20 protein-coding genes are annotated in these 21,697 nt (G+C 27.5%); 15 read left to right on the forward strand and 5 right to left on the reverse strand.

Annotation, left to right across the window (positions count from 1 at the left end):
- Window positions 1–8: 8 nt before the first annotated feature.
- Genes lysS through CAQ16704_RS02560 form a run of 5 tightly spaced genes read left to right on the forward strand, consistent with a single transcriptional unit; the run spans window position 9 to window position 4,899 of the window.
- On the forward strand, window positions 9–1,511 hold the full coding sequence (gene lysS / locus CAQ16704_RS02540) for a lysine--tRNA ligase (RefSeq protein WP_039666746.1): 1,503 nt from the start codon (window positions 9–11) through the stop codon (window positions 1,509–1,511).
- Complete coding sequence (locus CAQ16704_RS02545; protein WP_039666747.1) at window positions 1,512–2,753, forward strand: serine hydroxymethyltransferase; 1,242 nt, start codon at window positions 1,512–1,514, stop codon at window positions 2,751–2,753.
- Entirely contained in the window at window positions 2,750–3,295 is a 546-nt protein-coding gene (locus CAQ16704_RS02550) for a DUF1882 domain-containing protein (protein WP_039666748.1), read from the forward strand. Before CAQ16704_RS02545 ends, CAQ16704_RS02550 begins: the two co-directional genes overlap by 4 nt.
- Window positions 3,296–3,313: 18 nt before the next feature.
- On the forward strand, window positions 3,314–4,120 hold the full coding sequence (locus CAQ16704_RS02555; RefSeq protein WP_039666749.1) for an SPOR domain-containing protein: 807 nt from the start codon (window positions 3,314–3,316) through the stop codon (window positions 4,118–4,120).
- The gene (locus tag CAQ16704_RS02560; RefSeq protein WP_039666750.1) at window positions 4,117–4,899 is read left to right on the forward strand and encodes a shikimate dehydrogenase; all 783 of its coding nucleotides are present in this window, start codon (window positions 4,117–4,119) and stop codon (window positions 4,897–4,899) included. Before CAQ16704_RS02555 ends, CAQ16704_RS02560 begins: the two co-directional genes overlap by 4 nt.
- Here CAQ16704_RS02560 and dnaJ read toward each other — a convergent pair.
- Window positions 4,896–6,017 carry a molecular chaperone DnaJ gene (gene dnaJ, locus CAQ16704_RS02565; RefSeq protein WP_039666751.1) on the reverse strand — a complete coding sequence of 374 codons (1,122 nt, stop codon included), beginning with the start codon at window positions 6,015–6,017 and terminating at the stop codon, window positions 4,896–4,898. The two genes, CAQ16704_RS02560 and dnaJ, sit on opposite strands and share 4 nt — an antisense overlap.
- 118 nt (window positions 6,018–6,135) lie before the next feature.
- Here dnaJ and CAQ16704_RS02570 point away from each other — a divergent pair, with 118 nt between their 5' ends.
- From CAQ16704_RS02570 to recR, 3 genes are read left to right on the forward strand one after another with little or no spacing between them, the layout of a single operon-like run.
- Entirely contained in the window at window positions 6,136–6,807 is a 672-nt protein-coding gene (locus tag CAQ16704_RS02570; RefSeq protein ID WP_039666752.1) for a response regulator transcription factor, read from the forward strand.
- On the forward strand, window positions 6,804–8,039 hold the full coding sequence (locus tag CAQ16704_RS02575) for an ArsS family sensor histidine kinase (RefSeq protein ID WP_039666753.1): 1,236 nt from the start codon (window positions 6,804–6,806) through the stop codon (window positions 8,037–8,039). Before CAQ16704_RS02570 ends, CAQ16704_RS02575 begins: the two co-directional genes overlap by 4 nt.
- A 1-nt stretch (window position 8,040) precedes the next feature.
- A complete protein-coding gene (gene recR / locus CAQ16704_RS02580) occupies window positions 8,041–8,613 on the forward strand; it encodes a recombination mediator RecR (RefSeq protein ID WP_039666754.1) in 573 nt (190 codons plus the stop codon).
- On the opposite strand, the gene CAQ16704_RS02585 is transcribed toward recR, so the two are convergent.
- Genes CAQ16704_RS02585 through CAQ16704_RS02595 form a run of 3 tightly spaced genes read right to left on the reverse strand, consistent with a single transcriptional unit; the run spans window position 8,600 to window position 11,857 of the window.
- The gene (locus CAQ16704_RS02585) at window positions 8,600–9,628 is read right to left on the reverse strand and encodes a hypothetical protein (protein WP_039666755.1); all 1,029 of its coding nucleotides are present in this window, start codon (window positions 9,626–9,628) and stop codon (window positions 8,600–8,602) included. The two genes, recR and CAQ16704_RS02585, sit on opposite strands and share 14 nt — an antisense overlap.
- Window positions 9,625–11,418 (reverse strand): excinuclease ABC subunit UvrC, encoded by a 1,794-nt coding sequence (gene uvrC, locus CAQ16704_RS02590; RefSeq protein ID WP_039666756.1) that lies wholly within the window; start codon window positions 11,416–11,418, stop codon window positions 9,625–9,627. The genes CAQ16704_RS02585 and uvrC overlap by 4 nt, the downstream gene beginning before the upstream one ends.
- Window positions 11,405–11,857 carry a hypothetical protein gene (locus CAQ16704_RS02595; protein WP_052244975.1) on the reverse strand — a complete coding sequence of 151 codons (453 nt, stop codon included), beginning with the start codon at window positions 11,855–11,857 and terminating at the stop codon, window positions 11,405–11,407. Before CAQ16704_RS02595 ends, uvrC begins: the two co-directional genes overlap by 14 nt.
- A 143-nt stretch (window positions 11,858–12,000) precedes the next feature.
- Between CAQ16704_RS02595 and nhaD the strand changes: the two genes are divergently transcribed.
- Window positions 12,001–13,356, forward strand: coding sequence for a sodium:proton antiporter NhaD (nhaD, locus tag CAQ16704_RS02605; RefSeq protein WP_039666759.1), 1,356 nt, complete (start codon window positions 12,001–12,003; stop codon window positions 13,354–13,356).
- A 9-nt stretch (window positions 13,357–13,365) separates the two neighbouring features.
- A complete protein-coding gene (gene guaA, locus CAQ16704_RS02610) occupies window positions 13,366–14,901 on the forward strand; it encodes a glutamine-hydrolyzing GMP synthase (RefSeq protein WP_039666760.1) in 1,536 nt (511 codons plus the stop codon).
- On the opposite strand, the gene CAQ16704_RS02615 is transcribed toward guaA, so the two are convergent.
- Window positions 14,902–15,453 (reverse strand): class I SAM-dependent methyltransferase, encoded by a 552-nt coding sequence (locus CAQ16704_RS02615; RefSeq protein WP_039666761.1) that lies wholly within the window; start codon window positions 15,451–15,453, stop codon window positions 14,902–14,904.
- Between the two features lie 105 nt (window positions 15,454–15,558).
- Here CAQ16704_RS02615 and CAQ16704_RS02620 point away from each other — a divergent pair, with 105 nt between their 5' ends.
- From CAQ16704_RS02620 to CAQ16704_RS02640, 5 genes are all read left to right on the forward strand, one after another.
- Window positions 15,559–17,004, forward strand: coding sequence for a hypothetical protein (locus CAQ16704_RS02620; protein WP_039666762.1), 1,446 nt, complete (start codon window positions 15,559–15,561; stop codon window positions 17,002–17,004).
- Window positions 17,005–17,259: 255 nt separating this feature from the next.
- A complete protein-coding gene (gene purD / locus CAQ16704_RS02625; protein WP_039666763.1) occupies window positions 17,260–18,510 on the forward strand; it encodes a phosphoribosylamine--glycine ligase in 1,251 nt (416 codons plus the stop codon).
- On the forward strand, window positions 18,507–18,962 hold the full coding sequence (locus CAQ16704_RS02630; RefSeq protein WP_039666764.1) for an RDD family protein: 456 nt from the start codon (window positions 18,507–18,509) through the stop codon (window positions 18,960–18,962). The genes purD and CAQ16704_RS02630 overlap by 4 nt, the downstream gene beginning before the upstream one ends.
- Window positions 18,952–20,988, forward strand: a complete 2,037-nt coding sequence (locus CAQ16704_RS02635) for an LPS-assembly protein LptD (RefSeq protein ID WP_052244976.1) — start codon at window positions 18,952–18,954, stop codon at window positions 20,986–20,988. The genes CAQ16704_RS02630 and CAQ16704_RS02635 overlap by 11 nt, the downstream gene beginning before the upstream one ends.
- Window positions 20,988–21,647, forward strand: coding sequence for a phosphoribosyltransferase (locus tag CAQ16704_RS02640; protein ID WP_235361620.1), 660 nt, complete (start codon window positions 20,988–20,990; stop codon window positions 21,645–21,647). The genes CAQ16704_RS02635 and CAQ16704_RS02640 overlap by 1 nt, the downstream gene beginning before the upstream one ends.
- Window positions 21,648–21,697 lie beyond the last annotated feature (50 nt).

The following is a 21,697-nucleotide window of genomic DNA, read 5'->3' on the forward strand; positions in this document are numbered from 1 at the left end:
GCTAATTGATGTTTGATAATATTTTAGAACAGCAAAAAATTCAAAAAGCACAAGAATTAAAAAAACAAGGAATAAATCCGTATCCTCATTTTCTTAAAAAAGAAATGAATATAAGTGAGTATAAAAATAAATTTGCTTATATTAAAGACATGGAAAATCAAAGAGATGAAAACGTTTATGGAATTTTAGCAGGAAGATTAAAACTTCTTAGAATAGCTGGCAAATCGGTATTTGCTAATATTGAAGATGAGCAAGACAATCTACAAATTTATTTTAACCAAAATATTTTAGGGGAAGAATATTTTACAATTTTAAAAAAATATCTTGAAGTAGGGGATATTATTTTAGTTAGAGGATTTCCATTTATAACTAAAACAGGAGAATTTAGCTTACATGTTGAGCAAATTCAAATAGCAACAAAAGCTATAGTGCCTTTACCAGAAAAATATCATGGATTAACTGATATTGAACAAAGATATAGAAAAAGATATCTTGATATGATTATGAATATCGAAGTCAGGAGAGATTTTATTTTACGTTCTAAAATTGTTTCGTATATCAGATCTTTCTTTGATAATAAAGGCTTTTTAGAAGTGGAAACTCCCATGATGCACCCTATTGCTGGAGGGGCAAATGCAAAACCTTTTGTAACATTTCATAATGCTTTGGGGGTAGAAAGATTTTTAAGAATTGCTCCAGAGTTATATTTAAAACGCCTAATAGTAGGTGGTTTTGAAGCGGTTTATGAGATTAATAGATGCTTTAGAAATGAAGGAATGGACTTAACCCACAATCCTGAATTTACTACTATTGAATTTTATTGGGCTTATCATAATTATTATGATCTTATGGATTTGACTGAAGAGCTTTTTGCTGTACTTTTAGACAAGTTAGGTTTGAATAAAAAATTAGAATTTGATGGAAAGATGATTGACTTTTCCAAGCCTTTTGAGAGAATAACTTATAAAAATGCTTTGAAAAAGTACGGTGGTTTAGATGATGAGCTTATTAACAACAAAGAATTGATTTTAGAAAAACTAAAAAAAGATGGTTTTGAAGCTAATAAAAAATTAGAATTAGGTCATTTGCAAGCTGAGCTTTTTGATAATTATGTCGAAGATAAGCTTATAGATCCTACTTTTGTAATAGATTTTCCAATTTCTATAAGTCCGCTTTCTAGGAGAAGTGACAAGGATACAGAGATTGCGGAAAGATTTGAATTATTCATTGCAGGTAGAGAAATTGCCAATGGTTTTAATGAATTAAACGATCCGCTTGATCAGTATGAGAGATTTTTAAAACAAATTGAAGCTAAACAAGCAGGTGATGAAGAAGCATGCGAGATGGATGAAGACTTTGTAAATGCATTAGGTTATGCTATGGCACCTACGGCAGGACAAGGCATAGGGATAGATAGACTAGTTATGCTTTTAATTAATAAAAAATCAATTCGTGATGTAGTGCTTTTTCCGGCAATGAGACCGCTGAAGAACGAAATAAAAGGAGAGTAGATGCTAGAAAATTTTGATAAAGAAATTTTTGATTTAACTCAAAAGGAATTAGTAAGGCAGTGCAATGGCCTTGAAATGATAGCAAGTGAAAACTTTACTATTCCAGAGGTTATGGAAGTAATGGGAAGTATTTTAACAAATAAATATGCAGAAGGATACCCTGGCAAAAGATATTATGGTGGGTGTGAATTTGTAGATGAGATTGAGACAATTGCTATAGAAAGATGCAAAAAACTTTTTAATTGTAATTATGCTAATGTTCAGCCAAATTCAGGTTCTCAAGCAAATCAAGCTGTATATATGGCTTTGTTAAATCCAGGCGATAAAATCTTAGGTATGGATTTAAGCCACGGAGGACACTTAACCCATGGAGCTAAAGTAAGTTCTTCTGGAAAAGTTTATGAAAGTTTTTTTTATGGAGTAGAGCTTGATGGAAGGATTAATTATGACAAAGTTAAAGAAATTGCAAAAGATGTAAAACCTAAACTGATAGTATGTGGAGCAAGTGCTTATCCTAGAGTGATTGATTTTGCTAAATTTAGAGAAATTGCAGATGAAGTTGGTGCGTATTTGTTTGCTGATATTGCACATATTGCAGGTTTGGTTGTAGCGGGTGAGCACCCTAGTCCATTTCCTTATGCACATGTAGTAAGTTCAACTACACATAAAACATTAAGAGGTCCAAGAGGTGGGATTATTATGTGTAATGATGAAGAAATTGCAAAAAAAATCAATTCAGCAATTTTTCCAGGAATTCAAGGTGGTCCTTTAATGCATGTAATTGCTGCTAAAGCAGTTGGTTTTAAATATAATTTAAGTGATGAGTGGAGAATTTATGCTAAACAAATCATCAAAAATACTGCGATATTAGCAAAAGTGCTAATAGATAGAAAATACGACTTAGTAAGTGGTGGAACAGATAATCATTTAATTTTATTGAATTTTTTAAATAAAGAATTTAGTGGTAAAGAAGCAGATTTAGCTTTAGAAAGAGCAGGTATCACTGCAAATAAAAATACTGTTCCAGGTGAAACAAGAAGTCCATTTATAACAAGTGGTTTGAGACTTGGGACTGCAGCGTTAACTGCGAGAGGTTTTAAGGAAGAACATATAAGTATTGTTGCAAATTATATAGCTGATATTTTAGATGATATACAAAATATAAAATTACAAGGAGAAATTAAGATCAAATTAAAAGATTTAGCAAGTAATTTTGTTATTTACGAAAAGGCTTTGTTTTGATTACAACGATGGATTTAGCTTTAATTAAAATGGTTACAAGTCATTATTATATTAAGCGTGATGTTATAATTAATAAATATGAATATAAAGGTAGAATTTTTTTTGATAAATTTGAAAAAATAAATGCACCATTAACTGCTAATGTTATACAAGAACATATGGAAAAAAAGATTGTTGTAGCACATTCTTTAATCAATAGTTTTGATAAAGTGGAAAATATTGTGTTTGATTACAATGGTTTTAACGCAGAGCGTTTTTGGCATAGAGCACAACTTATTTTAAGAGAAGAGGGCTTTATTAATTTTACTGCATATAAAACTAGATCAAACAATCACTTACATTTATACATTCATAAAGGACATACAACTTTTAATGAAGCTTGTTCTTTGGGGTCTAAATTATCTTTGTTATTTTCTCAAAAAATGCCAGTAGAGTGGAAAGTGTTTCCTAGTATGGATATACCTAGAGAATTTAATATTCTCACTTTGCCTTATGAAGTATATCAAAAAGAACGTGGTGCATCTTGGTCTAAACATATGTAAATAAAGAAAGGATTTAAAATGGAAGAAAACAAAAAAAATGAATTTGATGATATTATTTTGCAAAAAAGCAATAAAAGTGAAAAACTAAAAAAGATTCTTTTAAGATCTATTATTTTAGTTATTGTTTTTTTAGTTGTTATGATAGTTATGAAATTGATTAACAACCCAAGTGAAGACAAAACATTACAAATGCCAGCTGAACCTCAAAATCAAGGCTCTTATGATAAAAATTTTAATTCTTTGCCTATCACTGATAACAAAGAAGAAGATGAATTTGAAGCTTTAGCAAGGAAATTAAAAGAAGAAAATGCTTTAGTTGATAGCAATATTACAATAGAAGAAAAAAAAGAAATTCCAACCACAAACAATAGTGTATTAGATCAAATTTCTACAATAGAACCAAAAGAAGAAATTGTTCAAAATGAAGCAAAACAAGAAGAAAACAAAAAAGAGGAAAAATCTTTAGATAAAGTTACTTCAAAATCTGTAGAAAAGCCTAAAACAAAAACTACTGAAGGACAAAAAAAATCAGAGCAGGCAAGTACTAGTGAGTTATTTGAAAACATAACAACAAATACACAAACTCAATTACAACCAGGTGCCTATATACAAGTATTTTCATTAAATAATTTGGATCCAAAATCTAAAGAATTAAATATTCTTAAATCAAATGGTTATGAATATAAAATCTATAAAACAAATGTTAATGGTAAAGAACTTACCAAGGTTTTAGTTGGACCATATAAAGAGAGTGACTTAAAAGCAGAATTGGAAAAAGTACGTTCTAAAATAACAAAAGGTGCTTTTACTTTTAGGATAAAATGAAGCTTTTTGCAGTTATAGGTGATCCTATTGTGCATTCTAAGTCCCCAAGAATGCACAATAATGCTCTACAAGTTCTCATGAAAAATGCAGTATATACAAGATATCACTTAAAAGATAATGCAAAATTAAAAGAAATTGTGAATTTTTTTAATGGCGTTAATATAACCATACCTTTTAAAGAAGAAGCTTTTAAAATTGCTGATTTTAAAGACAAAAGTGTTGTAGATATAGGTTGTGCGAATACTTTATTGAATAAAAATAATAAAATTTATGCCTATAATACGGATTATTTGGGCTTCTTAAAAGCTATAGATAATTTTTGTAATATAAAAAATGCTTTAATTTTGGGTGCAGGAGGGACAGCTAGAGCCTTAGCTTTTGCTCTAAAAATAAAAAATATCCAAGTAACAATATCAAATCGCTCAAGTAATAGACTAAAACATTTATCCGACTATGAATGTTGTTTATATAGCAATTTGAATTTGCATAAAAAATTTGATTTAGTTATCAATACTACTAGTGCAGGGCTACATGATACGGATTTACCTTGTAATGAAATTATTTTAAAAAATATTTTTTCAAATGCTCGTTATGCTTTTGATGTTATTTATGGCAAAAATACGCCTTTTTTAAATTTGGCAAAAAAATATAATTTAAAAACAAAAGATGGATTAGATATGCTTTTATGGCAAGGAGTATTTGCTTTTGAACTTTTTTTAGATTGTAAAAAAACAAAAGAAATTTTTAAAGCCATGGAAATAGCTTTAAAACTTCCCTAGTGATTAAACCAAGATTTAATTTTGTCCAATAGTCCTTCTTGTTCTATAATAGGTTCTTCTTCTGTTATTCCAAAACTTTTTTCTAGTTGTTGTAGTAGTTTTTTTTGTTCTTCATTGATGTTTTTAGGAAATTTAATATCAATTTGTACTATATGGGAGCCAAGTTTTCCATTATGTATGTTTTTAACACCTTCATTAGCAAGTTCAAATTTTTGTTTATCTTTTGCTCCAATTGGAAGCTTAAGATCTGCTTCTCCTCTAATAGTTGAAATTTTGATAGTTTTTCCAAGTGCAACTTGAGTGAAGAATACGGGTACTATGGTATAAATATCATCCTCGTGTCTAACGAATTTACTATCATCTTCTACTATAATTTTAATATATAAATCACCTCTTTGGGCTTTATTTGGAAGTTCATTTGCTTTATTTTGTACCCTAAGACTCATGCCACTATCAATACCTTCTGGTATGTCAAGTTCAATATTATCATTAACCTCTTTATATCCTTTGCCTTGACAAGTTTTGCATTTGTTTTTTACAATTTTACCATTTCCATTGCAGTATGGACAAGTTTGCACAAAAGTCATAAATCCTTGTCTTACACCCATTTGACCTTTGCCTTCGCAATGTAAACAAATATCTTCTTTTCCATTTTCAGATCCGCTTCCATTGCAGCTTTTACAAAATGTTTTATATGTAAAATCAGTTTGCTTTTTACATCCAAATATAGCTTCTTTAAATGATATTTTCATTGTAATTTTTAAATCGTGAGGATATTTACTATCTTTTTCCCTTTTTTTAGTTGATCCTCTAAAACCAAATCCTTCTCCAAAAAAACTTGAAAATATATCACCTAAATCAACATCATCAAATCCACTAAAGCCCCCTGATTGTCCTTTTAGTCCATCTTTTCCATATTTATCATATATATTTCTTTTTTCATCGTTACTAAGAACTTCATAAGCTTCGTTAATAAGTTTAAATTTTTCCTCAGCTTCTTTATTGCCTTGATTTCTGTCTGGGTGATACTTTAATGCCATTTTTCTATATGCTTTCTTTATTGTATCTTTATCCGAATTTTGAGATATTTCTAGTATTTCATAATAGCTTAATTCCACTTTTTTCCTCTCTAATGTTTTAATAATATAATTTTAGCAAAAAAATAAATGATTGATTAAAATTATGTGTTATAATATAACCTTTTAGTATATTTATAAGAAAAAAAAAGGGGTAAAAATGATTAACGTTTTAATGATTGAAGATGATCCAGATTTTGCAGAATTTTTAGCAGAATATTTAGCCCAATTTAATATAAAAGTTACAAATTACGAAGATCCTTATTTAGGAATGAGTGCTGGTATAAAAAATTATGATTGCTTAATTCTCGATTTAACTTTACCAGGGCTTGATGGGCTAGAAGTTTGTCGTGAAATAAGAGAAAAATATAGCATACCTATTATTATTTCTTCAGCAAGGAGTGATTTAAGTGATAAGATTGTAGGACTTCAAATTGGTGCAGATGATTATTTACCAAAACCTTATGATCCTAAAGAAATGCATGCAAGAATCATGAGTTTGATTCGTCGTTCTAAGCGCGTAAATGAAATTCCAGAAAAAATTATCAATTCGGCATTTAAAATTGATGAAAAAAGGCATGAGATAAGTTATAATGATGAGGTTTTGGTGTTAACTCCTGCAGAATACGAGATCTTAAGTTATATGATAAGGCAGCATGGTTTTTCGGTAAGTAGAGAACAACTTGTATATCATTGTAAAAGCTTGAAAGATAAAGATTCTAAAAGCTTGGATGTAATTATAGGCAGGCTTAGAACTAAAATAGGTGACAGTTCAAAAGCACCAAAACATATTTTTTCAGTTAGGGGAATAGGTTATAAATTAATAGGATGAAAGTAACCATCAACCTTAAGATTACTGTTCTTTTTGCGGCAGCATTTTTATTTGTTTGTGCATTGTTTGTTTTGCTTGGTAAGGTTCAAATTGATTCTTATCTAACCAATGAACAAAACAGGCAAAAAGAAATCGTAGAAAAAATTATTTATAATTTGGAGATGAGAGAAGATTTTTCTATACATGATTATCTTCTTTCTAAATCTTTTGTATTAGTTGAAAATGAACGTGATATAAAATATATTATTGCAAAGGGTGAAAAAGTCCTTCGAGTTGATTCAGTATATGGTAGTTTTTCGTCTATTATTTATCATAATCAAATTTTCTTTTATGTTAAACAAGCAGATTCAAAACAACTATTATATGAATTAAACACTTCAGCACGTTTAGAATATCTGTTTTTGTTTAGCTTCTTTTTTAGTTTAATTTTAATTGTGTTTTTATATTTTTCTGTTTTACGTTCTTTAATGCCTTTAAAAATTTTAAAGAGAAAAATTGAAAATATTAATGCTGGTAAAATAGAATCTTTACATGAATATTCACAAATTAATGATGAAATTTCAGAAATTTCTTTTGAATTTGATCATGCGATAAATAAAATTCAAGAACTTATAAAGTCGAGACAATTTTTTTTAAGAATGATTATGCATGAGATTAAGACTCCTATAGGAAAAGGTCGAATAGTATGCGAAATGCTAGATGATCAAAAACAAAAGGAAAGATTAATAACCATATTTGAAAGACTTGAATTGCTAATTGATGAATTTGGAAAAATAGAAAAAGTTTTGTCAAGAAACTATCAATTAAATTTACAAACCTATCATTTGAGCTTGATTTTAGAACAAGCTGAAGATTATCTAATGAGAGATGATTTTTATCAAAAAGTAAAAATAACTTATAAAGAAGATGCTATGATAGTAGCAGATTTGGAACTATTTTCTTTGATGCTTAAAAATTTGATTGATAATGCAATTAAATATTCAGATGATAAAAGTTGTGAGATAATATGTTCTGCTGATTATATTATTGTTCGAAATACTGGCATGCAGTTTAAAAAAACTTTTGATTACTATTTAAAACCTTTTGTAAGAGAATATAATGCCCAAGTTAAAGGAATGGGGCTTGGACTTTATATTATAAACAATATATGTAATCTCCATGGTTATAATTTAACTTATAGTTATGAAGATGGTTACCATACTTTTAAAATTATATTTTCAAGATTGAAATGATATGAAAGGTATAGAAAAATTTAACGAATTGGTAAAAGCTTTTTCTTCCCTTCCGACCATAGGAAAAAAAACTGCTTTAAGACTTGCTTATCATGTATGCATAAAAGATCCTTTGCTTGGTTTAAAACTTTCGTATAATATAGAAGATGCAATTAGAATGATAAAAAAATGTGTTCAATGTGGAGCATTAAGTGAAAACGAACTTTGTGAAATTTGCTCAAACGAAGATAGGGATCATACTATAATTTGTATAGTTCAAGATCCAAAAGATATTCTTGTGTTAGAAGAGAGCGGAAGTTTTGATGGTTTTTATTTTGTTCTTGATGATACAAATGAAGAAAATATTTTTAAGTTAAGAACTATGATAAAAAACAAAAATATAAAAGAAGTTTTTTTTGCTTTTACTCAAGGAATAAATTCAGATACAATAGTATTTTTTATAGAGGAAAAACTAAAAGATTTGAATTTAAAATTTTCTCAAATTGCCCAAGGTATCCCAAGTGGTGTTAGCCTTGAAAATGTCGATTTTATTTCATTACATAAAGCGATTAACCATAGAACTAAACTTGATTAATATATTTTTTTAACAATAAAATCCAATCTTTTTTGCTAATATCATTTAAAATTTTGTCTGCAAAATTGCAATTTTTTATTCTTTCTTTGGAAAAAAGTAAAACATTAGTATGTGGATTTTGGATTTTATAATTTTCTAAAATATTGCTTATAAGTTGTATATCATATTTTATAACTTCATAATCTAGTAAAATTAGTTTATAATTTTTTTCTAAACTTTTTTTAAAATCATATAAATAGCCTACAGCATCATTGTGGGAAAAATATTGATTTGCAATATTTAAAAATAAATTATTTTCGAAAATTGTTGATTTAAATATAAGAACATTATATTCTTTTTGTTTATTAGAACAAAGATGACTAAAGTTTTCTTGTAAAAATAATAGTATTGATTTTGCATCTATATACGTGAAAACAAAACATAAAATATTATCTTTTATTATTTTTTCTTTTGATACAATTAAAGAATATTCTTTTGAAATATTTTGAGAATTTTTAAAAATTTCGCTATGGATATTAAACTCTAAAAGTATATTTTGCAATAAAAAATTTTCAAGTTCATTATTATTAATGATAGCTACATTGAGATTGTTGAAAACAATATTACCATCTTCTAAAGATAAAAGGTTTTTATATTGAGTTTGAAGATTTTTGACAAAAGAGATGTTATCTTCATTTTTTAAATATTTTAAACTTTTAAGTAGATAGTTTATATGATTTTCTAAAATAAAATTTTTATTTTCTTGGTCTTTTAATGATTTTTCTAATGTATATATTTTATTTTTTAGCATTTGTTTTAATTCTATTAGATTGCAAGAAGATGAGAGATTACAGAAATTGTTAATATATCTTACAAAGGCTTTGTTTTGATTATTTTTAATAATCATATAACCAGCTATTGTGGTTAAAATTAAAAATATAATAAAATTATATATAAAAAATAGATTTTCATTTATAGGCAAAATAAAATAGTAGTTTAAAACAAATAAAATCAAAGTCAAAATTGCTAATATCATAAATTTTCCTTAATTAATTTTGCAATTTTTGTGTTAGAAAGTAGTTTTAATTCATTAAAATCAGCATTTAAGATTTTATCAAAACTACCATAATAATCTAAAAATTTTTTAATATATCCTTGAGAAATCCCAAGTTGTATCAATTTTGAACTTTGTAAATCTTGTTTTCTTTTTGTTCTTTGATGAAAACTAATAGCAAAGCGGTGTGCTTCATCACGTAATTTTTGAAAAAATTGTAGTTTTTTGTCTTCAGGTAAAAGTTGGATTTTACCTTCTAATGTATAAAGTTTATCTTTAGCACTCCCTTTTGCTCTATGGGCTTTTGCATCAATTTTTTCTTTAGATATAGCTAATATATCTACATTTGCCCCTGAACTTTTTATAATATCATTTGCTAGTTTTAATAACGCACTCCCTCCATCAATAATCCATAAATCAGGTGGTGGGTTTTTGTCAAAGGACAAAGCTCTTTTGCTAAGAATTTCAAGCATTTGTTCGTAATCATTTTTATGTTTTAAATGATAGTGTCTATAAGATTTTTTATCAAAACCTCCATCTTTAAATACCACCAATCCACCAACATTTGCAATTCCTTGCATATGAGAATTATCAAAAATCTCTATACGATTAGGAAAATTTTGCAATTTAAAATATTCTTTGATTTCTTTTAAGATTAAATAATGTTCATTTTTTAAATGTTTTTGTATATTAATTTTTGCATTTTCTAGAGCTAAACTACATAGATCTTTTTTTTCTCTAAGTTTTGGTGTTTTGATATAAAATTTTTTAGAAAACCTTTTGCTAAGTAAATCTTGTAAGAGTTTCATATCTTCAAATTCTTCATATGTATAAATATGATTTGAATTTATAGGTGCTTCTTTGGTGTAATTTTCTAAAATATATTGTTTATAGATTGCATTTTTATCAAATTCATTGTGATTTTTCAAAACTAAAATTTTATAATTTGAGCTAATTACTTTTCCATTATTTACTACAAAACGTACCATAGAAAGTATGTTTTCTTCGCAATATATAGCAAAAATATCAAAATCTTCTAATTTAGCAAGATCAATTTGTATTTTTACACTTAATTCTTGAATGGTTTTAATTTGATCCCTAATAATAGCAGCATCTTCATAGTTTTCATTTTTTGCATATTCAAGCATTTTACTTTCTAAATTTTTTACCAAAGATAAAGGGTTTAAAAGAGCTTGTGTTGCTTTTTGTATGATTTTTTCATATTCTTGCTTGGAAATTTTTTCTTTACAAGGTCCTTTACAACGTTTTATTTGATAAAACAGACAAAGTTCTTTACAAGTTTTTTTTTGTCTCAATGGAAAGGTTAGATATAAAGCATTTATAAGTTCTTTTGCTCCTTTAAAAAAAGGTCCAAAATATTTGATTTTGTTTTTTTTAATAATTTTTCTTGTAATTTCAAATCTTGGAAAGTCATCACTAAAATCTATATAAATATAAGGATAAGTTTTATCATCTCTTAATAGTATGTTATATTTTGGATGAAGTTGTTTTATGAAAGAATTTTCCAAAATTAAAGCATCAGCTTCACTATTTGTTGTGATGAATTCTAAATGATGAGTTTGGCTAATCATTTTTTGAATTCTTAAACTATTATTTGGATTAGGACAAAGCTTTGGGGCAAAATTAAAATAACTTTTTACTCTATTTTTTAAATTTTTAGCCTTTCCTACATATAAAAGCCTACCTTGAATATCAAAATACTGATATATACCTGGTAAATTGGGTAAAGTTTTAAGTTCATTTTCTAGCATTTTTTATAATTTTTCTTAATTCTTCAAATTTTTTATGCAAGAGAGGATTTTTGATATTATTTTTAAAATTTGCTTCAGATAACTCTAAAAAATTTTGATTTTTATTAGAAATATTTTTTTGTATTATATGGTTTCTGTCGCTAAGTATTTTAATATTTTTTACTTTGATAAAATTACTCATTGGTTTAGCTAAAACATAGCTTTTTATGAGACTTTTAATCATTTTTTTGGTATTATCATGATTTAGCTCAATATATCCAATATGATGCTTAGCTAAAATAATCAAAGTATCGTTTTTGATGAAGAGTTTGCTTATCATTTTTTGGTGATTTTGAGAGAAATAGCTTAAAAACTCTTTATAATAGAAAAATGTTTTTAAAGGTTTATAATGGTCGTTAGTAAGTTTATTAATAATATCATTACTTGTTTTAATTTTCATTTGTTCCATTTGTTTATTTTATCATTTTTTTTATTAATATTTTTAAATGCTTGTGGTTACAAAGATGTGCCATTTTATGAAATAAAAGATGGCAATGGTAGTATTGTTGAGATCAAAAAATTTCAATCATTGGAGAATGAAATATGATAAAAATATTTTTATCACTTTGTTTGGGGGTAAATTTTTTACTAGCACAAAACCATGAATTAAATTTAGCTTTCAGTGGTTTAGGTATTGGAATTTTAATAATTTTTATAATAGGTTATTATTTTATTGCTACAGAAGAAAAATATCACATTAATAAAACAAAACCAGCGTTATTTATAGGCACTTTTTCTTTTATAATAATTGGTATATACATGGTGATTAATGATTTAGATACGCAAATACTCGAAGAAAGTGTTAATCATCTTATTTTAGAAATTGCACAGATTGTATTTTTTTTAGTGGCCGCAATGACTTTTATAGAGGCTTTAATAGAAAGATCAGTTTTTGAAACTCTAAAATATAAATTAATTAGCAAAGGTTTTACTTATAGAAGATTATTTTGGCTTACAGGTTTTTTAGCATTTTTTATCTCCCCAATAGCAGATAATCTTACTACAGCATTAATTTTATCAACGGTGCTTTTAACTATAGATAAAAATAACAAAGAATTTTTAATTCCTGGTGCAATTAATATAGTAGTAGCAGCAAATGCGGGCGGAGCTTGGTCTCCTTTTGGTGATATTACAACTTTAATGGTATGGACAGCTAAAAAAGCAACTTTTTTTGAATTTTTTGCTCTTTTTCCAGCTTCTTTTATTGGTTGGATACTTACTGCTTATTTGTTATCTCGCTATGTGCCTAATATTCAACCTAAACAATATCAAGACAAATTAGAAAAGATTGAGATTAAACCAGGAGGAAAAGCGTTTATTGTCTTAGGTTTTTTAACTATAGCTTCAGCTGTTTTTGTTCATAGTGTTTGTGAGTTGCCTGCTATGTGGGGTATGATTTTTGGACTTTCATTGCTTAGTTTATATATATACATATATAACAGAAAACAAGGAAAAAAAGATATAAATGTTTTTTATTATATGACACGTATTGAAATGGATACTTTGCTATTTTTCTTTGGAATTTTATCTGCTGTAGGTGCTTTGCATTTTGTTGGATGGCTTGCCTATGCTTCAGAATTTTATACCAAATTTGGTGCTACAAGTATTAATATAGGTGTAGGATTTTTATCTGCTATTGTAGATAATGTTCCAGTTATGAGTGCAGTATTAAAAGCAAATCCTAGTATGGATGATACTCAGTGGCTTTTAGTAACTCTTACAGCTGGAATTGGAGGTTCTTTAATTAGTTTTGGTTCAGCAGCTGGTGTGGGTGTTATGGGAAAAATGAAAGGAATTTATACTTTTAATGCTCATTTGAAATATGCTTGGACGATTTTAGTGGGTTATATAGTATCTATTTTAATTTGGTATATACAATTTCAATTATTAAAATCATAAAGGAGTTAGATGAAAAAAGCAGATATTTTAGTTTTAGATTTTGGATCGCAGTATACGCAATTAATTGCTAGAAGATTAAGAGAACAAGGTGTATATGCAGAAATTTTACCTTTTAATGTAAGTTTAGATGATATTAAAACTAAAGAACCTAAAGGTATTATTTTAAGTGGTGGACCAGCTAGTGTATATGCAAATGATGCATACTTTTGTGATAAAGGCATTTTTGAGCTTGGTATACCTATTTTAGGAATCTGTTATGGTATGCAACTTATGGCACATCATTTTGGAGCAAATGTTGCTCCAGCTGGTCATAAAGAATATGGCAAAGCAACTATAGATATCCAAAATGATAGTGATTTGTTTAAAAATTTACCAAAAAAACAAACGGTTTGGATGAGTCATTCTGATAAAGTAGAAAATTTACCACAAGATTTTGAGGTTTTAGCAACTAGCGAAAATAGTCCATTTTGCGTGTTTGGAGATGAAAAGCGTAAATTTTTTGCACTACAATTTCACCCTGAAGTGCAACATAGTGAATTTGGAAAAAGTATTCTAAAAAATTTCGCTAAATATGCATGTAATTGTGATAGCATATGGAATATGGGTTCGTTTGCAAAAACTCAAGCACAAAAAATTAAAGAAGAAGTTGGCAAGGATAAGGTTTTATGTGCTGTTAGTGGCGGTGTTGATAGTAGTGTAGTAGCTGCATTACTAGCAAGTGCAATAAAAGATCAAGTTGTAGTGGTTTTTGTTGATAATGGGCTTTTAAGAAGTGGTGAAAAAGAACAAGTTGAGTATATGTTTAAACATACTTTAGGTATTGATTTAATTAGTATTGATGCTAGAAAGATTTTCTTAAGCCGTTTGGCAAGTGTCACAGATCCTGAACAAAAAAGAAAAATTATAGGAAATACTTTTATAGAAGTTTTTGAAGAAGAAGCAAAAAAACATAAAGATGTAAAATATTTAGCACAAGGAACCTTATATACAGATATTATTGAGAGTTCAGTTGTGGGAGCTAGTAAGACTATCAAATCTCATCATAATGTTGGTGGTTTACCTGAAAAAATGAATTTAAAATTAATTGAACCTTTAAAAGAAATTTTTAAAGATGAGGTAAGAGCTTTGGGAATTGAACTAGGACTTAGTAAAGATGTTGTATATCGCCACCCTTTCCCAGGTCCTGGACTTGCTATACGCATTATGGGCGAAGTAAATGAACCTAGTTTGGATCTTTTAAGAAAAGCAGATGTAATTTTGATTGAAGAATTAAAAAGTAGTGGCTGGTATGATAAAACATGGCAAGCATTTTGTGTGCTTTTAAATGTACAAAGTGTTGGTGTAATGGGCGATAATAGAACTTATGATAATGCAGTTTGTGTGCGTGTAGTTAATGCAAGTGATGGCATGACAGCTACTTTTTCTCATTTGCCTTATGAATTGTTAGAAAATATTTCACGCCGTATTATTAATGAAGTTGAAGGAATTAACCGCGTGGTGTATGATATTTCTAGTAAACCACCAGCAACTATTGAATGGGAATAATCATTTAGTACAAAAATAAACAAAAGCAGGTGGAAGATTTTGCCATACAATAGGCGAAATTTCCACTTTGCTAAAAGTGTGAAAAAGTTTTTTCTTAAATTTTCTTCCTTTAAGAGTAGGAAATATATAAGCAAAAGTAGCAAAACAACCTTTTTTTTCCAATGAATTATGAATAGAATTTAATAAAATATCTTGCTCTTTGTTTTTTAACATGGCCCATGGAATTCCTGATATTATCAAATCTACTTTATTGATAGAACGTTTTTTTAGCATATCTGGTAAAAATTCAGCTGATTGTATTTCTATGTCAATATCTTTTATATTTTGTTTTAATTTTTTAGCCATGTGAGAATTGATTTCAACAGCAAAAAAATTTGCCTTATGGTTTTTTTGCTTGAGTATATATTGAGTAAAACTTCCAGTGCCAGGTCCTATTTCAATGATATTTTTTGCATATTGAACATGAGAAGTTATAAGCTTGCTAAGTTTTTTTGAACTCGCGCAAAAAGCTCCTATTTGTTTTGGATTTTTGAAATATTGATATAAAAACATAATAAACCTACGATAATTTAGTAAATTTTCTAGAACATTATTGCAAATTTACAAAAACAAAGTTAAAATAGTGCTTTAATTTTTCTTTAAAGTAAGGATTTGAATATGCATGGAAAAATAATGGTTTATATAGATGATACTGGAAGAGGAACGGTGATTAATCTAGCAAAAACATTTTTTGAATTTAACAAACATGCATGGCATGATAAAAGAAGTATGCCAACAGTTGGTATGTTGGTTGAATTTAGATCCGATGGCAAGCATATTACAGATCTACGTCCTTCAAAATTTCAAGAATTCGGAGAAAATGATTTTATCAAAGAAAGGGATTTTTGGAAAACAAATAGTGATGATGAATTAGAAGATTTAAAATTAGCTAGACGTGATACTTATGTTCAAGAGCTTTATAGAGAAACAAATTACGATGAATTAGATAAGATAATTTTAAATTTAACAATACCGCAAGCTATTCAAATGTATTTTTATAATGAAACCTTATCTCTTAATGCTATTAGGGATATTAATATTAATACCGATGAAGCTCCTTATACTTTAGATTTTTTTGTTGTGAAGCGTTTTTTATATAAAGCATTAGATACCCTACTTTTTTCCGATAATACTATCAATCAAGCCGATTTTTCAGCTATGAAAAATATTATTGTTCATCTAGAAATGGCTTATAAAGATATCAAAGACAAGCAAAATCATATTGATATGAAGCGTTTATATACTGAAATATTTTTATCCCATCAGTGCCATTATCAAGCACTTATAGCTTCTATTGATAATCGTAAAAATAGAAGATTAGCTTTAGAACGCCAAATGAGCACTTTAATAAGTGATATAAAAACCAAACAATCTAGATTGGAAATAGAAACTGGGAAAAAACACCAAGAATTGCAAAAATTGATTGAAGAAAAAAAACAAAAACTACTAGAAGTTAAAAATGAGCTAGAGTATTTTTCAAAAAGCATAGAAAGACTTGAAAATTTGAAAAGATCATTCAATGAAAAAAATTTTGCAATCTTTGCAAATACTTTTAATATGGCTAGAGAAAAACTTTTTGATAAAATTAAACAAGGATTGAATATTTGTGCTACAAAGTTGGATGTGCAAATATGGAAGAAATCTTTAAAATCTGCTGGTATTAAAAATTCATATTTTAAAAACGCAATCGAAATTTCTTTTTGTACTTTATCTTTTGCAGAATTATATTTAAATAGACTTAATAAACACGCTTTAAATCCCAATGATCAATTACTTTTTTCTTATATAAAAAAAGTTAAAAAAGAATGTGAAAAGAATTTTTTAATTGTTAGCGCTAATCCAGAAGTATATGTTAATATGAAAATTCAAATTTTTGAAATGAGTCCTTATTATGTAGTCAAGCACGCACCTAAAAAAGTTAATTACCAAGGATTAATGAAAAATACTGAATTTGATGTTGTTTATGTTGATGAAAAAACAATATGGGCTCCAGCAGCTGATGTAATTTTAGAAGGTAAATATTTTTTAAAAAAAGATTCAAAAACAAAATTTAAAATTCTATAAAAGTCTTTTAAATCTTATATTTAATTTTTTTTAGCTATAATTAGAGTGCCTAGATGGTTTGATATGGTATTAAAGAGGATCCAACACATTTATTGTAGGCTATGATGTGTGATTTACCGTGTTCTGTGACTTCGTTTGAGTTTGTAAAAGCGAGAAGCTGCAGCCTTTAAAAATCACCTAATGGCAAATTTGACTTTTTAGGGTCAGACATTTATACTTCGGCCATTTGGGTTTTGTAAAGCTTTAAGGAAACAAATGAAAATTTTAATTTTAGGAAGCGGTGCGAGAGAATATTCAATTGCTCTAGCTCTTCAAAATACAAATGAAAATATAGAATTTTATTTTGCTCCAGGCAATGGTGCTACTGCTACAATGGGAACTAATCTTAATATGAAAGATCCAAAAGTGATTACCGCTTATGCTAAAGCTTCTGAAATAGATCTTTGTATAGTGGGAAGTGAAAATTTTTTAGCAGAGGGTATAGTAGATCTTTTTAAAGAAAACAATATTGCTATTTTTGGTCCAACTAAGGCTGCTGCTATGCTTGAAGCTTCGAAATCTTACATGAAGAGTTTTTTAAAAAAATACAAAATTAAAACTGCTAAATTTTTAAATACAACTGATTATGAAAAAGCTAAAAAATTTATTATGAACTTAACTCCCCCTATAGTAATAAAAGCTGATGGATTATGTGCGGGAAAAGGTGTTATTATAGCACAAACTTATGAGGAAGCACTAGAGGCTACTAAAAATATGCTTAGCGGAGAAAGTTTTGGTGAAGCTGGAAAAATAGTAGTTATAGAAGAATATCTTAATGGTTTTGAACTTAGTGTATTTGCAATATGTGATGGTAAAGATTTTATTTTGCTTCCTGCTGCACAAGATCATAAAAGATTGCTAGATGGTGACAAAGGACCAAATACTGGTGGAATGGGTGCATATGCACCAAGTAATTTAGCTAGTGAAAATTTATTAGAACAAGTAAAAAAAGATATTGTAATACCAACTCTTAAAGGTATGCAAAAAGAAGATAGTGAATTTGTTGGCGTGTTATTTATAGGGTTAATGGTAGTAAACGGCAAGCCTTATGTATTGGAGTATAATGTCCGATTTGGGGACCCTGAATGTGAAGTTTTAATGCCGTTAATTGAAAATCCATTGGATTTATTTTTGGCTTGTGTGAATAAAAATCTTATTAATACTAAAATAACAATTAAAAACAAATTTGCAGTAGGTGTGGTTTGTGCAAGTAAAAATTACCCTTACAAAGACTCTCCAAAAGCTTTAATAACTATTGATAATATTCCACAAAATTCTCATATTTCATATGCTGGTGTAAGTTTGGAAAATAATAAATTATATGCTAGTGGCGGTCGTGTATTGGTTTGTGTTGGTTTGGGTGATGATATTTATGAGGCGAAAGAAAATGCCTATAAATTATGTGAAAATGTTCACTTTAAGGGAAAACAATATAGAAAAGATATTGCATTTCAGGTTCTTAAATGAGCAATCAAGAACTATTTGATAAATTAGAAAAAGAAGAAATTAAGTTAGCAAGTTTTAGAAAAAGACTTCTAGCTTATATTATTGATAGTTTTATAATACTATGTATTGTAAGTATTATTTTATTTGATAAATTTAATTCTATGCAAACTTATGATGAGATTCACAATCTTTTGGTACGCTTTGCTGGCGGAATTTTAATTTTGCAATTTAGCTATCATTTAATATTTACCTATTTATATGGTGCCACATTAGGAAAAATAGTTTTTAAGATTATGGTCGTTGATCAAAATATTTTAGACAAACCAAATTTTATACAAAGCTCTTTAAGAGCTGGTGTAAGACAAATTAGTGATATGTTTTATGGCTTAGGTTTTGCTTGGGCTTTAAGTAATGTAGTTTTAAAAACATGGCACGATTATGCTGCTAAGACGGTGGTGATAGATCTTGCGTAAAATATTTTTATCTTTAGCTTGTGTTGGAAGTTTATATGCTTCAAAAGTTGATATTTATGCTTTGGATGTGGTTAAAAATCAAGATATAATAAATGCTAAAAATAATGTAGTCGTTGTTTCTAATTTGTACTTAATCACAGCAGATGAAGCTAAATTTAACGAAACAACTAAAGATTTAGAACTTTTTGGTGATGTGAATATTTTAAGAGGACAAAAAGAGAGAGTCCAATCTTCATATGCTAAAATTAATCTTAAAGATAATTCTACTAATTTTAAAAATTTATTTTTTTCAAATAATGATCTTGAAGTATGGATGCAATGCCATCAAGCTGATTTAAATGATAAATTTATTATTACAGAAAATTCTGTTGTTTCAAGTTGTAATGTGGAAAATCCTGATTGGGAAATCCGTTTTAATAAAGGAAAATTAAATAAAGAAAACAATTTTTTACATCTTTATAATGCAAAATTGTATGTGAAAAATACTCCAGTAATGTACTTGCCTTATTTTGGTTTTAGCGTAGATACTAAAAGAAAAAGTGGTTTATTAATACCTCAAGTGGTGTTAAAACAAAGCGAAGGTTTATATTATAATCAACCAATTTATTATGTGATTAATGATAGTGTAGATATACAATTTGAACCTCAAATTAGAACCAAAAGAGGCTATGGTTTGTATTCTACCTTGAGATTTATCGATACTCCAAATTCTCAAGGTGAAATTAGTGGTGGTATTTTTGGAGAAAAAACAAGCTATCAGAAAGAAGAAAATTTAAAAAACAAAGAACATTATGGCATTGAGATAAAATACTCAAGTGAAGCTCTTTTAAAAAGTCTTTTAAGTGATGAATTTCAAGAGGGATTGTGGGTTGATATTACTTACTTAAATGATGTAGATTATATGAATTTAAGTTCAAGAGCTAGTACAGAAGCTTCGCTAGTAACCTCAAAAATTAATTATTTTTTATCAGATGATGATAACTATTATGGGGTTTATGCAAAATATTATATAGACACATCTAAAATTAGCAATAAAGATACCATGCAAGAGTATCCTTCTTTTCAATATCATAGATATTTAAATAGTTTTTTTGATAATTATATACAATATAGTTTAGATGCTACATTTCATAGATATTATAGACATACAGGAATTTATGCTAAAACTTTAGATTTTAACTTGCCTTTAATATACCATACTAGTTTTTTAGATGATTTTTTAAATTTTACATTTACAGAAAGAATATATGCAAATTTTGTAGATTATTCTAATACTAATATAAAAAATCAAGAACATTTATTTAGAAATTCGCATAATTTTTCTTTATATACAGATCTTTCTAAACCTTATAAAAATTTTTATCATACTATTTATTTAGGGGCAAATTATTTTTTACCAGGAGCTAAATCAGGAAAAATAACTGAAAATTTTGTTAGTATTGAGAATGAGCCTGAGCAGTTTAATTTCTCAATATTTCAGTATTTTTATAGTGCCTTGGGTAAGAAAAAACTATACCATAATCTAAAGGCAAAATATTTTGTTGATGATGAAAAATTTGGTGGCTTTGATAATACTATAGAATATTTTTACAATGATTATATTAGCTTTAGAAATGAAGCTGAATACTCTGGTATTGATTATCGTTTTGACAAGATTTTTAGCGAAGTATTATTTGGTTATGGTGAATGGAATTTTAGTTTAAATCATGCATATAGAATATACGAAAACGAAAAATATAACTTTTTAGGAACTAAAGCTCAATATGATATAAATGCTAATTATCAAATTTTTGGTGGTTTGTGGTTTGATCTTGGTAAAGATCCGCAAAAATGGGAAGTAGGTTATACTTATCAAAGAAAATGCTGGAATTATTCTTTAATGTATAGAAAAGATGTTTCACCTAAATTAACAAGTGGTGGTATTAGTGCTAAAGACCAAAGTGGAGTATATTTTATTTTTAATTTTTATCCCTTAGGTGGCGTTGCTTATGATTTTTCATTAGAAGAAAGTGAAAAGGCTATATGATGATATATTTTGAAGATGAAAAAGATGCACTTGAAAGATTATGTGAACAATTACCAATTAATAGATTAAAAGATTATATTATCATTACTCCATCATTAAAATCAATTGTTTTTGTAGATATGTTTGCTAAAAAAATAGAAATCCCTTATAATTTTTTATTTACTGAGCAAATTAAAGCTCCAAATAACGAAGAGTGTCAAATTGCTATGATTAGCGAAACTAAGGAATTGGTTTATAATGAAGCTTTAGTTAAAGCTTTTGATATAAGTTTGGATTATATTTATGGTGAAGCTAATAGAACATATGAAGAAAAAATTTTAAAAAATGTTTATCGTTATAGAAAAGGTAATCTTTTAAAAGATTTAAAAGGAAAAAATGTTTTAATATTACACGAGGGATGTGAGAGTGGAATTACGGCTTCTTCTTGTATTGAAAGCTTATTAAAAGAAGAAGTTAATAGTATTATATATGCTACAGCTTTGATGCCTAGTGATGTATATGATTATATCAGCTCTTTTGTAGATGAGATTTATTGTGCTCAAAAAATTGATCATTTTGTAGATATTGAATTTTATTTTAAAAATAAAACTACTCTACAAACTCATGAAATTTTAGAAATTTTAGAGGAGAGTCAATACTATTTACCTTTAAAGAAATAAATTTACATCTAAGCAATAAAGTTGCTTAGATGTAAATTTATAGACAAATA

Origin of the sequence: Campylobacter sp. RM16704, from assembly GCF_000816245.1 — a bacterium.
In the GTDB taxonomy this organism is placed as follows: domain Bacteria; phylum Campylobacterota; class Campylobacteria; order Campylobacterales; family Campylobacteraceae; genus Campylobacter_D.